Source organism: Streptomyces albireticuli (assembly GCF_021228125.1).
Classification (GTDB): Bacteria; Actinomycetota; Actinomycetes; order Streptomycetales; family Streptomycetaceae; genus Streptomyces; species Streptomyces albireticuli.
In genome coordinates this window covers 249,605-263,885 of the sequence record NZ_JAJQQS010000007.1, presented here as the reverse complement: position 1 = coordinate 263,885, position 14,281 = coordinate 249,605, and the positions used below count along the sequence as shown (strand labels likewise).

Genomic DNA, 14,281 nt, shown 5'->3' with positions numbered 1-14,281 from the left:
CAGAGGGTGCGCCAGCAGCCTGGGGCGGCCGAAGTCGGCGCGGCCCCGTACCATGGAGTGGATAGGCCGTGGCGTGTCCTGCCCGGCAGGCGCGCGTACCGGACCGTACGCGCTGCCATCCACGATTCCGGGAGAAGCGCCGCAAGTGCCCACGCGCCACGACATTCGAAACGTCGCCATCGTCGCCCACGTCGACCACGGCAAGACGACCATCGTCGACGCCATGCTCAAGCAGGCCGGCGCCTTCGCCGCGCACCAGCTCGACTCCGTCGACGACCGCGTCATGGACTCGAACGACCTGGAGCGTGAGAAGGGCATCACGATCCTCGCCAAGAACACGGCGGTGAAGTACCACCCCAAGGACGGCGGGGACCCGATCACGATCAACATCATCGACACCCCCGGCCACGCCGACTTCGGTGGCGAGGTCGAGCGCGGTCTGTCGATGGTGGACGCGGTCGTGCTGCTGGTGGACGCCTCCGAGGGCCCGCTGCCGCAGACCCGCTTCGTGCTCCGCAAGGCGCTCCAGCAGCGGAAGCCGGTCATCCTCTGCATCAACAAGACGGACCGCCCGGACTCCCGCATCGACGAGGTCGTCAACGAGACGTACGACCTCTTCCTCGACCTGGACGCGGACGAGGACCAGATCGAGTTCCCGATCGTCTACGCCTGCGGCCGTGACGGCATCGCCTCGCTGACCAAGCCGGAGGACGGCACCGTCCCCGCGGACAGCACCAACCTGGAGCCGTTCTTCTCCACGATCCTGGAGCACGTCCCGGCTCCGGCGTACGAGGAGGACGCGCCGCTCCAGGCCCACGTCACCAACCTCGACGCCGACAACTTCCTCGGCCGCATCGCGCTGCTCCGCGTCGAGCAGGGCGAGCTGCGCAAGGGCCAGACGGTCGCGTGGATCAAGCGTGACGGCACCATCTCCAACGTCCGCATCACCGAGCTGATGATGACCGAGGCCCTCACCCGCAAGCCCGCCGAGGTGGCCGGCCCGGGTGACATCTGCGCCGTCGCCGGTATCCCCGACATCATGATCGGTGAGACCCTGGCCGACCCGGAGAACCCGGTCGCGCTGCCCCTGATCACGGTCGACGAGCCCGCGATCTCCATGACCATCGGCACCAACACCTCGCCGCTGGTCGGCCGCGGCGGCACGGGCAAGGGCGCGGACGCCAAGTCCGCCGTCAAGGACCGCAAGGTCACCGCCCGCCAGGTCAAGGACCGTCTGGACCGCGAGCTGATCGGTAACGTCTCGCTGCGCGTCCTGGACACCGAGCGCCCCGACGCCTGGGAGGTGCAGGGCCGCGGTGAGCTGGCGCTGGCCATCCTGGTCGAGCAGATGCGCCGCGAGGGCTTCGAGATGACCATCGGCAAGCCGCAGGTCGTCACCAAGCAGGTCGACGGCAAGACCCACGAGCCGGTCGAGCGCCTCACGGTCGACGTGCCCGAGGAGCACATGGGCGCGGTCACGCAGCTCATGGGCACCCGCAAGGGCCGTATGGACAACATGTCCAACCACGGCTCCGGCTGGGTCCGTATGGAGTTCGTCGTCCCGTCCCGTGGTCTGATCGGCTTCCGCACGGAGTTCCTGACGAACACCCGCGGCACCGGTATCGCCCACTCCATCCACGAGGGCCACGAGCCGTGGTTCGGCGAGCTGAAGACCCGTAACAACGGCTCCCTGGTCGCCGACCGCGCCGGTGCCGTCACCGCCTTCGCGATGACGAACCTCCAGGAGCGCGGCGTGCTCTTCACCGACCCGGGCACCGAGGTGTACGAGGGCATGATCGTCGGCGAGAACTCCCGCGCCGACGACATGGACGTCAACATCACCAAGGAGAAGAAGCTCACCAACATGCGCTCCTCCTCCGCCGACTCCTTCGAGGCGATCGTCCCGCCGCGCAAGCTGTCGCTGGAGCAGTCCCTGGAGTTCTGCCGCGACGACGAGTGCGTCGAGGTGACCCCGGAGGCCGTGCGCATCCGCAAGGTCGTCCTGGACCAGAAGGAGCGCGGCCGCACCGCGTCCCGCGCCAAGCGCTAAGCGCTGAGGGGGCGCACTCCTTGGGGAGTGCGCCCCCGGGTAGCCGAAGAGGCCCGGAATCCCCGCTTCCGTAGCGGTGGGCTCCGGGCCTCTGGCATGCTCTGCGGTGCTGCTCGTGATGCGGCCGTGTTTCGGTCCCGTCAACGGATTATCCGTCAGTTTTCTTCGCCCTCTGTCCGTATAGCGGACAGAGGGCGTCTGTTGTTGTGTTAACAGTCCGTTTCGCGGGTGTCTGTCTGCACTCCCTTTGTCCGGATTTCGAACAACTCTGCTCGGCCGATGTGACCAAAGCGAGACCCTTTAAGTGTGGTTTACAAGGCGGACGTACTTAATAGTTGGGTTCACTGAGCTCGGGTCAACGGGTCACGCGCTGTGGGGAGCGCCGACTCACGAGCACACTCGAGGTGCCGGTTCCGTCTCCGCTGTCAGGGGTGTCAGCGTGGGGCCGGCGCCTCTCTTGTAGTGATAGTGGACTCCTGAGGAGGGCATACCCATGCGCGGTGCCAAGAGCGCTACCTGGGTCGCAGGTGCGATAGCCGTTGCGTTGACAGCTACGGCCTGTGGTGGCGGTGGAAACGACAGTGATGACAACGCGGCTGTCAATCCCGACGGCACCTACACGTACTACAACGTGGAACCGCAGAACCCGATCATCCCGAGCAACACCAATGAGGTCGGCGGCGGTTACATCGTCAAGAACCTCTTCCGCGGCCTCGTCGACTTCGACGAGAAGTCCAAGCTGCGCCTGGTGGCGGCCGAGAGCATCGACACCGCCGACAACCAGACCTTCAAGGTCAAGCTGAAGCCGGGCTGGAAGTTCCACAACGGCGAGGACCAGACCGCCGCCTCCTTCGTGGACGCCTGGAACTGGGCCGCCAACGCCAAGAACAAGCAGCTGAACGCCTCTTGGTTCGAGCCCATCAAGGGTTACGACGAGGTCCACCCGGCCGAGGGCGACCCGAAGGCCGAGAAGATGGAGGGCCTCAAGGTCACCAGTGACCTCGAGTTCACCATCGAGCTGAAGAAGCCGGTCTCCACCTTCAAGGAGCAGCTCTTCTACGACGTGTTCTCCCCGCTGCCCAAGGCGTTCTACAAGGACACCAAGGCGTTCGGCGAGCACCCGATCGGCAACGGCCCGTACCAGCAGGACGGCGACTGGCAGCACAAGGTCGAGTTCAAGACCAAGAAGTTCGCCGACTACAAGGGCGACGACAAGCCGAAGAACGGCGGCGTCGTCTTCAAGTTCTACAACAAGGACGACGCGGCCTACAACGACCTCGTCTCCGACAAGCTCGACATCATGTACCAGGTCCCCAACTCCATGGCGGGCCAGTACCAGAACGACCTCGGCAAGCGCGCCATCAGCCAGATGTTCGGTGGCAACACCAACATCTCGTTCCCGCTGTACGAGGCCGAGTGGAACAAGCCGGAGAAGGTGAAGGTCCGTCAGGGCCTCTCCATGGCGATCGACCGCGAGACCATCGCCAAGACCGCGCTCAAGGGCAGCAAGGACGCGGCCGACGGGTACACCCCGAAGGTCGTCGAGGGCTACCAGGCGGGCTCCTGCGGCGAGTTCTGCAAGTTCGACCCGGCCAAGGCCAAGGAGCTGATCAAGGCCGGCGGCGGTGTCCCCGGCAACAAGATCACCCTCACCTACAACGCCGACGGCGCCAACAAGGAGTGGGCCGACGCGGTCTGCAACGACATCCGCCAGAACGGCGGCGTCGAGTGCGTCACCGACCCGAAGCCGACCTTCCAGCAGGCGCGCGCCGACATCACGGAGCGCCGCATGAAGAGCGCCTTCCGTATGGCCTGGGTGCAGGACTTCCCGAACATCCAGAACTTCATCTCCGCCCAGTACCGGACCAAGGCCGGTGCGAACGACATGGAGTTCAGCGACAAGGCCATCGACGAGCTGATGGACAAGGCCGACGCCTCGAAGACCATCGAGGAGTCGAACAAGCTCTACGCCGAGGCCGAGAAGAAGATCATCCAGGAGCACATGCCCTCCATCCCGCTCTTCTTCGACCACACGCTCGCCGGCTACTCCAAGAAGGTGCAGAACGTGAAGTTCGACTCCTTCCGCCAGGCGATCTGGACCGACGTCGAGGTCAAGAAGTAACCGGGACAGGCTTGCAGTGACGTAGGCCCGGCGGCCGCTCTCCCCCACAAGGACCCGGGGGCGGCCTCCGGGCCCGTCGGCGACAGGAGGAACCATGGGGCGCTTTGTCGCGAGGCGACTGCTCCAGATGATCCCGGTCTTCATCGGGACCACTTTGCTTATCTTTCTGATGGTGTATTCGCTGCCGGGCGACCCCATCAAATCGCTCTTCGGCCCCAAGGCGGCCGACCCGGCGACGGTCGCGAGACTCCGCCATGAGTACGGCCTCGACAAGCCCTTGCTCGAGCAGTACTGGAACTACATCTCCGGCCTGTTCCAGGGTGACTTCGGGCAGAGCTTCACGGGGCGGCCCGTCGCCGACCTGATGTCCGAGGCCTTCCCGGTGACCATCCGCCTGGCGCTCCTCGCCTTCGGCTTCGAGGTGATCGTGGGCATCGCCCTCGGTGTCCTGACGGGCATGCGGCGCGGGAAGTTCCTGGACCAGTTCGTCCTGGTACTCACCCTGATCGTGATCTCGATCCCGGTGTTCGTCATCGGCTATGTCACCCAGTTCCTGCTGGGACTGAAGTGGAAGGTCATCACCCCGACGGTCCAGGACTCGGAGAACCTCGGGCAGTTGATGATCCCGGCCATCGTGCTGGCCGCGCTGTCGCTGGCGTATGTGATCCGGCTGACGCGCACCACCGTGGGGGAGAACCTCCGCGCCGACTACATCCGCACCGCCGTGGCGAAGGGTCTGCCGCGGAAGCGCGTGGTCGGGGTGCACCTGATGCGCAACTCCCTCATTCCTGTCGTCACGTTCCTCGGCACCGACCTCGGTCTGCTCATGGGCGGCGCCATCGTCACCGAGGGCATCTTCAACATCCAGGGTGTGGGCTTCACGCTCTTCAAGGCCATCCAGACCAGTGAAGGCCCCACCGTCGTCGGCATCGTGACCGTGCTGGTGCTCGTCTACCTCCTGACCAGCCTCCTCGTCGACCTGCTGTACGCCGTCCTGGACCCGAGGATCCGCTATGCCTGAGAAGACGCTTCCTCACGAGACCACCGTGCCCGAGGCGGTGTCCACGGCCATGAAGTCCGGCGCCGGCAAGCCGCGCAGCCTCGGCCAGGACGCCTGGCGGGAGCTGCGGGGCAGCTGGCTGTTCTGGTCCTCCGGCGTGCTGCTGGTCCTGTTCATCGTCATGGCGGCCTTCCCGACGCTCTTCACCGGCGTCGACCCCCGTCAGGCCGACCTCCGCGGCCACTACCTGGCCCCGCCGAACTGGTCCCACTTCTTCGAGGCGGACTGGTTCGGTTACAACGGGCAGGGCCAGAGCGTCTACGCGCGTACCGTCCACGGTGCCCGCGCGTCGATCATCGTCGGTGTCTGTGTGACGCTCGCGGTCACCGTGATCGGCGGCCTCGTCGGCATGCTGGCCGGCTACTTCGGTGGCTGGGTCGACGCCCTGCTCTCGCGTCTGACCGACATCTTCTTCGGCATCCCGCTGCTGCTCGGCGCGCTGACCCTGCTCCAGGCGTTCACCCACCGCACCGCGTGGACGGTGTCGCTCGGTCTGGCCACCTTCGGCTGGATGCAGATCGCGCGTGTCATGCGCGGTGCCGTCATCACGCAGAAGCAGGCGGACTTCGTGACGGCGGCGCGGGCACTGGGTGCGGGCACCGGCCGGATCCTCTTCCGGCACATCCTGCCCAACGTCATCGGCCCGGTGATCGTCGTCGCCACCATCGCGCTCGGCGGCTACATCTCCACCGAGGCGACCCTGTCGTACCTCGGTATCGGTCTCCAGGACCCCGTGGTCTCCTGGGGCGTGGACATCTCCGCCGCTCAGTCGCAGCTGCGTGACGCCCCCCACGTCCTGCTGGTCCCGGCCAGTTTCCTGAGCCTCACCGTGCTCGCGTTCATCCTGCTCGGCGACGCGGTGCGCGACGCCCTCGACCCCAAGCTGCGCTGAGGGAGGCGTACGTGACCACCATGGAGAAGACCGCGAACGTCCCCGAACCCCGGGCGGCGGACGGCGACGGCACCCCGCTGCTGCAAGTCCGTGACCTGCACGTGGAGTTCCACACCCGGGACGGCGTCGCCAAGGCCGTCAACGGCGTCAACTACTCGGTGAACGCCGGCGAGACCCTCGCCGTGCTCGGCGAGTCCGGCTCCGGAAAGTCCGTGACCGCTCAGGCGATCATGGGCATCCTGGACATGCCGCCCGGCAGGATCCCGCAGGGCGAGATCCTCTTCCGCGGCCAGGACATGCTGAAGATGTCCGCCGAGGAGCGCCGGAAGCTCCGGGGCAGCAAGATCGCCATGATCTTCCAGGACGCCCTGTCCTCGCTGAACCCTGTGCTCAGCGTCGGCTACCAGCTGGGCGAGATGTACCGCGTCCACCAGGGCCTCTCCAAGAAGGAGGCCAAGGCCAAGGCCGTCGAGCTGATGGACCGGGTGCGCATCCCGGCCGCCAAGGAGCGGGTCGACGACTACCCGCACCAGTTCTCGGGCGGTATGCGCCAGCGCATCATGATCGCGATGGCGCTGGCCCTGGAGCCGGACCTGATCATCGCGGACGAGCCGACCACGGCGCTCGACGTGACGGTGCAGGCGCAGGTGATGGATCTGCTGGCCGAGCTCCAGCGCGAGTACAACATGGGCCTCATCCTCATCACCCATGACCTGGGTGTCGTCGCGGACGTCGCCGACAAGATCGCCGTGATGTACGCGGGCCGGATCGTCGAGACCGCCCCCGTGGACGAGCTGTACCAGCGCCCGGCGCACCCGTACACGCGTGGTCTGCTGGACTCGATCCCGCGCCTGGACCAGAAGGGCCAGGAGCTCTACGCGATCAAGGGTCTGCCGCCCAACCTGCTGAACATCCCCTCGGGCTGTGCCTTCAACCCGCGCTGCCCCAAGGCCCAGGACATCTGCCGCACCGAGACGCCGGCCCTGGCGCCGGTCACCGAGCGGGACGGCGCTCCGCTTGCCGGACGTGGAAGCGCCTGCCACTTCTGGAAGGAGACGATCCATGGCTGAGACCGCCAAGAACGAAGAGGTCTCCGACGTGGTCCCGTCGACGGCCGAGACGACCGCCGAGGTCGAGGCCGTGCTCGACGCCCCCGTCGACCGCGGTGAGCCGATCCTCCAGGTCCGCAACCTCGTCAAGCACTTCCCGCTGACGCAGGGGATCCTCTTCAAGAAGCAGATCGGCGCGGTCAAGGCCGTCGACGGGGTCTCCTTCGACCTCTACAAGGGCGAGACCCTCGGCATCGTCGGCGAGTCCGGCTGCGGCAAGTCCACGGTCGCCAAGCTGCTGATGACGCTGGAGACGGCGACGTCCGGCGAGGTCTTCTACAAGGGCCAGGACATCACCAAGCTGTCCGGGCGCGCGCTGAAGGCCGTACGCCGCAACATCCAGATGGTCTTCCAGGACCCTTACACCTCGCTCAACCCCCGGATGACCGTCGGTGACATCATCGGCGAGCCCTTCGACATCCACCCCGAGGTGGCGCCCAAGGGCGACCGGCGCAAGCGCGTCCAGGAGCTGCTGGACGTCGTGGGCCTGAACCCGGAGTACATCAACCGGTACCCGCACCAGTTCTCGGGCGGTCAGCGGCAGCGCATCGGCATCGCCCGCGGCCTGGCGCTCAACCCCGAGGTCATCATCTGCGACGAGCCGGTCTCGGCGCTGGACGTCTCGGTGCAGGCGCAGGTGATCAACCTGATGGAGAAGCTCCAGAACGAGTTCGAGCTCTCCTACGTCTTCATCGCGCACGACCTGTCCATCGTCCGGCACATCTCCGACCGGGTCGGCGTGATGTACCTGGGCAAGATGGCCGAGATCGGTACGGACTCGGAGATCTACGACCACCCGACGCACCCCTACACCCAGGCGCTGCTGTCGGCCGTCCCGGTCCCCGACCCGGCCGCCCGAGAGGGCCGGGAGCGCATCATCCTCACCGGTGACGTGCCCTCCCCGGCCAACCCGCCGTCCGGCTGCCGCTTCCGCACGCGCTGCTGGAAGGCGCAGGACAAGTGCGCCGAAGAGGTGCCGCTGCTGGCGGTGCCCGAGGTCTTCGCCGGCAAGAAGACCCTCGCGGCGCACGATTCGGCGTGCCACTTCGCCGAGGAGCGGGACGTCGTGCACGCGGCGTGACGTGACATGACGTGAGGGGCGCGTGCGTACGCACGCGCGTACGAGCGTGAGGAAGGGGCGTCCGGGCCGTTCGGTCCGGGCGCCCCTTCGGCGTTCCGGGCGCGGCGCCGGTGCCCCTTCACGCTCAGTCATCCGGGCGGTTTCTGCCTCCGGACGCGCACAAACAGCGGCCATAAAGATGCAGAGTGTCACCGAATGGGGTGTTATTTGGGCCTAAGTGGGACTTGGGACCTTGAGGAGGCACTCCATGCGCGGAGCCGTGCGGGCCAGGTGGGCCGCCTGCGTGCTGTCCGCGGCCCTGGCCGGCACCGCCGCGGGCTGCGGCGGCGGGGGTGGCGACGAGGCCGGGCTGGTGCGCGCCTCCTGGGGGGACCCGCAGAACCAGCTGGAGCCCGCCAACACCAACGAGGTCCAGGGCGGCAAGGTGCTCTCCATGGTCTTCCGGGGGCTCAAGCGCTACGACCCCCGCACCGGCGCCGCCGAGAACATGCTCGCCGAGAAGATCGACACCACCGACCAGCAGAACTTCACCATCACTCTCAAGGACGGCTGGACCTTCAGCAACGGCGAGAAGATCACCTCCCACTCCTTCGTGGACGCCTGGAACTACGCCGCGCTCGTCGACAACAAACAGAAGAACGCCTCCTTCTTCGAGTACATCGACGGCTACGACAAGGTCCACCCCGACGACGGCTCCCCGACCGCGAAGACCCTCTCCGGCCTCACCGTCAAGGACGATCGCACCTTCACCGCCAGGCTGCGGACCAAGTTCTCCACCTGGCCCGACACCCTCGGCTACACCGCCTATGTCCCGCTCCCCAGGGCCTTCTTCGACGACCACGAGGCATGGCTGAAGAAACCCGTCGGCAACGGCCCGTACGGCATCGAGTCCTACCAGCGGGGCTCGTCGATGCGGCTGCGCAAGTGGGAGGGCTACCCCGGCGAGGACAAGGCCCGCAACGACGGCGTGGAACTGCGCGTCTACACCGACAACAACACCGCGTACACCGACCTCCAGGCCGGCAACCTCGACCTCGTCGACGACATCCCGAGCGCCCAGCTGAAGAACGTCAGGAAGGACCTCGGCGACCGCTACATCAACCAGCCGGCCGGCATCATCCAGACCCTGGCCTTCCCGATGTACGACGAGAAGTGGGCCGGGAGCGGCATGGAGAAGGTCCGCAGGGGCCTTTCCATGGCGATCAACCGCGACCAGATCACCGACCAGATCTACCGGAAGACCCGGACGCCCGCCACCGACTGGACCTCACCGGCCCTCGGCGACAAGGGCGGCTACAAGGGCGGCCTGTGCGGCGACGCCTGCCGCTACGACGCCTCCGCCGCGAAGAAGCTGATCGAGGAGGGCGGCGGGCTGCCGGGCGGCAGGGTCACCCTCACCTCCAACGTCGACACCGGCTCCCACCGGGTCTGGATGGACGCCGTCTGCAACAGCGTCAACAACGCCCTCGGCCAGGACAAGGCCTGCACCGTCAACCCCATCGGCACCTTCGCCGACTTCCGCAACCAGCAGTCGAACCAGCGGCTGACCGGCCCCTTCCGCTCCGGCTGGCAGATGGACTACCCACTGATCCAGAACTTCCTCCAGCCCCTCTACTACACCGACGCCTCCTCCAACTACGGGAAGTTCAGCGACCCGCAGTTCGACAAGCTCGTCGACGAGGCCAACGCCGAGAACTCGCAGGACAAGGCGAACGCGAAGTTCCAGGAGGCGGAGCGGATCCTCGCCGCGCAGATGCCCGCCATCCCGCTCTGGTACCAGAACGGCAGCGCCGGCTACTCCAGCCGGATCTCCGACGTCACGCTCAACCCCTTCAGCGTCCCGGTCTACGAGCAGATCAAGGTCGGCTGACCCGTCAACCGGGGGAGCCGGCACCGCGCCGGCGGCCCCCACGCGAACCCCCGTGAACCCCCGGAGCCCCCATGGGACGGTATGTGATCCGGCGGCTGCTCCAGATGATCCCGGTGTTCATCGGCAGCACCTTCCTGATCTTCTTCATGGTCTACGCCCTGGGCGACCCCGTCGCCGCGCTCTTCGGCGACAAGGCGCCCGACCCCGCGACCGCCGCGCGGATCCGCAAGGAGCTCTACCTCGACGAGCCGCTGTGGAAGCAGTACCTGCACTACATGGGGCAGATCCTCACCGGTGACTTCGGCACCGCCTTCAACGGGCAGAAGGTCACCGAGCTGATGGCGAGCGCCTTCCCGGTGACCCTGCGCCTCACCCTCGTCGCCCTCCTCTTCGAGGTCGTCGTGGGCATCGTCCTCGGCGTCCTCAGCGGGCTGCGGCGCGGCCGCTCGGTGGACACCACCGTCCTGCTGCTCACCCTGATCGTGGTCTCCATCCCGACCTTCGTCAGCGGCTATGTGCTCCAGTTCCTCATCGGCGTGAAGTGGGGCGCCGTCACCCCGGCCGTCTCGCCCTACGCGCCCTTCGACGAGCTGATCCTGCCGGGCGTCGTGCTCGCCCTGACCTCGCTCGCCTACGTCACCCGGCTGACCCGCACCACCATCGCCGAGAACTCCCGCGCCGACTACATCCGCACGGCCGTCGCCAAGGGCCTGCCACGCCACCGGGTCGTCACCCGGCACCTGCTGCGCAACTCCCTCATCCCCGTCGTCACCTTCATCGGCACCGACGTCGGCGCGCTGATGGGCGGCGCCATCGTCACCGAGCGGATCTTCAACATCCACGGCGTCGGCTACCAGCTCTACCAGGGCATCCTCCGGCAGAACTCGCCCACCGTCGTCGGCTTCGTGACCATCCTCGTCATCGTCTTCCTGCTGGCGAACCTGCTCGTCGACCTCCTCTACGCCGTGCTCGACCCGAGGATCCGCTATGCCTGAGCCCGAGCCCCACGGGGACCCGCGCGCCGCGGATCCCCGGCCCGCGATGGACGCCATCACCCCCGGCGACGGCGGTGCGATGACCCTGGCCACCGGGGACGCCCGCAGCCTGGACGAGGGACCGCAGCCCGGCGTCCCCGGCAGCGGAAAGTCCCGCAGCCTCTGGTCCGACGCCTGGCACGACCTGCGGCGCAACCCCGTCTTCGTAGTCTCCGCGCTGGTCATCGTCTTCCTGGTGCTGATCGCGATCTGGCCCGGCCTGATCGCGAGCGGAAACCCCCTCCAGTGCGACCTCGCCAAGGCCCAGGAGGGCTCCCAGCCCGGCCACCCCTTCGGCTACGACACCCAGGGCTGCGACGTCTACACCCGTACGGTGCACGGGGCGCGGGCCTCCATCGCCGTCGGCATCTGCGCGACCGCCGGGGCCACCCTGCTCGGCAGCGTCCTCGGCGGGCTGGCCGGATTCTTCGGCGGCTGGTGGGACGCGCTGCTCTCCCGGATCGCCGACATCTTCTTCGGCATCCCCATCATCCTCGGCGGACTCGTCTTCCTCTCCGTCGTCACCAGCGGCTCGGTCTGGCCCGTCGTCGGCTTCATCGTGCTGCTCGGCTGGCCGCAGATCTCCCGCATCGCCCGCGGCTCCGTCGTCACCGCCAAACAGAACGACTACGTCCAGGCCGCGCGGGCGCTCGGCGCGGGCAACAAACGGATGCTGCTCCGGCACATCGCGCCCAACGCGGTGGCCCCGGTCATCGTCGTGGCCACCATCGCCCTCGGCACCTACATCGCCCTGGAGGCGACGCTGTCGTTCGTGGGCGTGGGCCTCAAACCGCCCACCGTCTCCTGGGGCATCGACATCTCCAACGCCTCCGTCCAGATCCGCAACGCCCCGCACATGCTCCTGTGGCCCGCGGGGGCACTGAGCATCACGGTGCTGGCGTTCATCATGCTCGGCGACGCGGTGCGCGACGCCCTCGACCCCAAGCTGCGCTGAGGAGCGGGCGATGGAGCACCAGAGAGACCAGCCGGTGACGCTGCTGGACGTACGCGACCTCCAGGTGGAGTTCCACACCCGGGACGGCGTCGCCAAGGCCGTCAACGGTGTCAACTACAGCGTGGACCCCGGCGAGACGCTGGCCGTGCTGGGGGAGTCCGGCTCGGGCAAGTCGGTCACCGCCCAGGCCGTCATGGGCATCCTCGACTCGCCGCCCGGCCGGATCACGGGCGGCCAGGTCCTCTTCCGCGGCGAGGACCTGCTCACCATGGGCGCCGAGACCCGGCGCCGGATCCGTGGCGCCAAGATGTCGATGATCTTCCAGGACGCGCTGTCCGCCCTCAACCCCGTGATGAGCGTCGGCGCCCAGCTCGCCGAGATGTACGAGGTCCACGACGGGATGACCCGCAAGGACTCCCGGGCCAAGGCCGTCCAGCTGATGGACCGGGTGCGCATCCCGGCCGCCAAGGACCGGGTGGGTGACTACCCGCACCAGTTCTCCGGCGGTATGCGCCAGCGCATCATGATCGCGATGGCGCTGGCCCTGGAACCCGACCTCGTCATCGCCGACGAGCCGACCACGGCGCTCGACGTGACGGTGCAGGCGCAGGTGATGGACCTCCTCGCCGAGCTCCAGCGCGAGTACAACATGGGCCTCATCCTGATCACCCATGACCTGGGTGTCGTCGCGGACGTCGCCGACAAGATCGCCGTGATGTACGCGGGCCGGATCGTCGAGACCGCCCCGGTCCACGAGCTCTACGCCGCGCCCGCCCACCCCTACACCCGCGGCCTCCTCGACTCCATCCCGCGCCTGGACCAGAAGGGCCGGCAGCTCTACGCCATCAAGGGCCTGCCGCCCAACCTGACCGCCATCCCGCCCGGCTGCCCCTTCAACCCGCGCTGCCCCATGGCCCAGGACATCTGCCGCACCGACCGGCCGCCGCTCTTCGCCGTCGCCCACGGCCGCGCCAGCGCCTGCCACTTCTGGAAGGAAACCCTCGATGAGCGCTGACGGCGAGGCGATTCTGGAGGTGCGGGACCTCGTCAAGCACTACCCGCTGACCCAGGGGATCCTCTTCAAGAAGCAGGTCGGCGCGGTCCGGGCCGTCGACGGCGTCTCCTTCGACCTGCGGCGCGGCGAGACCCTCGGTATCGTCGGCGAGTCCGGCTGCGGCAAGTCGACGGTCGCCAAACTACTGGTCAACCTGGAGCGCCCGACCGCGGGAGAGATCCGCTACAAGGGCGAGGACATCACCCGGCTGTCCGGGCGCGCCCTGAAGGCCGTACGCCGCAACATCCAGATGGTCTTCCAGGACCCGTACACCTCCCTCAACCCCCGGATGACCGTCGGCGACATCATCGGCGAGCCGTACGAGATCCACCCGGAGGTCGCGCCCAAGGGCAGCCGGCGGCAGAAGGTACGCGAGCTCCTCGACGTCGTCGGCCTCAACCCCGAATACATCAACCGCTACCCGCACCAGTTCTCGGGCGGCCAGCGGCAGCGCATCGGCATCGCCCGCGGCCTGGCGCTGCGCCCCGAGGTGATCGTCGCGGACGAGCCGGTCTCGGCGCTCGACGTCTCCGTGCAGGCCCAGGTCGTCAACCTGCTGGAGCGGCTCCAGAACGAGTTCGCGCTCTCCTACGTCTTCATCGCGCACGACCTCTCCGTCGTGCGGCACATCTCCGACCGGGTCGCCGTGATGTACCTCGGCCGGCTCGCCGAGATCGGCACGGACACCCAGATCTACGAGCACCCGACGCACCCCTACACCCAGGCCCTGCTCTCGGCGGTCCCCGTCCCGGACCCGGGCGCGCGTGAGCGGCGCGAGCGCATCCTGCTGGCGGGCGACGTGCCGTCCCCGGCAGACCCGCCGTCCGGCTGCCGCTTCCGCACGCGCTGCTGGAAGGCCCGGGAGAAGTGCGCGCGGGTGGTGCCGCCGCTGGAGGTACCGGAGTGGTTCAAGGAGGGCGCGCGCCCGGCGGCGCACCCCTCGGCGTGCCACTTCGCGGAGGAGAGGTCGGTGGTCCCGCCCGAGGAGGAGTGATCTCCCTCGGGCCGGGCCGGGTCCCCGGACACCGGGCGGGCTGATCTCAGCCCGCCCGGC

General features: G+C 67.9%; 11 protein-coding genes. All 11 read left to right on the top strand.

The features are described from left to right. The first annotated feature begins 145 nt into the window (after nt 1-145). The 11 genes from typA to LUZ64_RS16090 all read left to right on the top strand — a co-directional run bounded on the left by typA (nt 146) and on the right by LUZ64_RS16090 (nt 14,221). Nucleotides 146-2,050 carry a translational GTPase TypA gene (gene typA, locus LUZ64_RS16140; RefSeq protein ID WP_095579387.1) on the top strand — a complete coding sequence of 635 codons (1,905 nt, stop codon included), beginning with the start codon at nt 146-148 and terminating at the stop codon, nt 2,048-2,050. A 631-nt stretch (nt 2,051-2,681) separates the two neighbouring features. Then, nucleotides 2,682-4,172, top strand: coding sequence for a peptide ABC transporter substrate-binding protein (locus LUZ64_RS16135; protein ID WP_308251433.1), 1,491 nt, complete (start codon nt 2,682-2,684; stop codon nt 4,170-4,172). A 94-nt stretch (nt 4,173-4,266) separates the two neighbouring features. Continuing rightward, nucleotides 4,267-5,193: an ABC transporter permease gene (locus LUZ64_RS16130; protein ID WP_087926455.1), complete on the top strand. Its 927-nt coding sequence runs from the start codon at nt 4,267-4,269 to the stop codon at nt 5,191-5,193. Next, complete coding sequence (locus tag LUZ64_RS16125; RefSeq protein WP_095579389.1) at nt 5,186-6,124, top strand: ABC transporter permease; 939 nt, start codon at nt 5,186-5,188, stop codon at nt 6,122-6,124. Before LUZ64_RS16130 ends, LUZ64_RS16125 begins: the two co-directional genes overlap by 8 nt. Nucleotides 6,125-6,135: 11 nt before the next feature. Continuing rightward, nucleotides 6,136-7,194 carry an ABC transporter ATP-binding protein gene (locus LUZ64_RS16120; protein WP_095579390.1) on the top strand — a complete coding sequence of 353 codons (1,059 nt, stop codon included), beginning with the start codon at nt 6,136-6,138 and terminating at the stop codon, nt 7,192-7,194. Further along, nucleotides 7,187-8,314, top strand: coding sequence for an ABC transporter ATP-binding protein (locus LUZ64_RS16115; protein WP_095579391.1), 1,128 nt, complete (start codon nt 7,187-7,189; stop codon nt 8,312-8,314). The genes LUZ64_RS16120 and LUZ64_RS16115 overlap by 8 nt, the downstream gene beginning before the upstream one ends. Nucleotides 8,315-8,561: 247 nt before the next feature. Then, nucleotides 8,562-10,184, top strand: a complete 1,623-nt coding sequence (locus LUZ64_RS16110; RefSeq protein WP_095579392.1) for a peptide ABC transporter substrate-binding protein — start codon at nt 8,562-8,564, stop codon at nt 10,182-10,184. Between the two features lie 71 nt (nt 10,185-10,255). Next, nucleotides 10,256-11,179 (top strand): ABC transporter permease, encoded by a 924-nt coding sequence (locus LUZ64_RS16105; RefSeq protein WP_095579393.1) that lies wholly within the window; start codon nt 10,256-10,258, stop codon nt 11,177-11,179. Next, nucleotides 11,172-12,173 carry an ABC transporter permease gene (locus tag LUZ64_RS16100; RefSeq protein WP_095579394.1) on the top strand — a complete coding sequence of 334 codons (1,002 nt, stop codon included), beginning with the start codon at nt 11,172-11,174 and terminating at the stop codon, nt 12,171-12,173. The genes LUZ64_RS16105 and LUZ64_RS16100 overlap by 8 nt, the downstream gene beginning before the upstream one ends. Before the next feature lie 10 nt (nt 12,174-12,183). After that, nucleotides 12,184-13,188, top strand: a complete 1,005-nt coding sequence (locus LUZ64_RS16095) for an ABC transporter ATP-binding protein (protein WP_095579395.1) — start codon at nt 12,184-12,186, stop codon at nt 13,186-13,188. Then, on the top strand, nt 13,178-14,221 hold the full coding sequence (locus LUZ64_RS16090; protein ID WP_095579396.1) for an ABC transporter ATP-binding protein: 1,044 nt from the start codon (nt 13,178-13,180) through the stop codon (nt 14,219-14,221). The genes LUZ64_RS16095 and LUZ64_RS16090 overlap by 11 nt, the downstream gene beginning before the upstream one ends. Nucleotides 14,222-14,281: the final 60 nt, after the last annotated feature.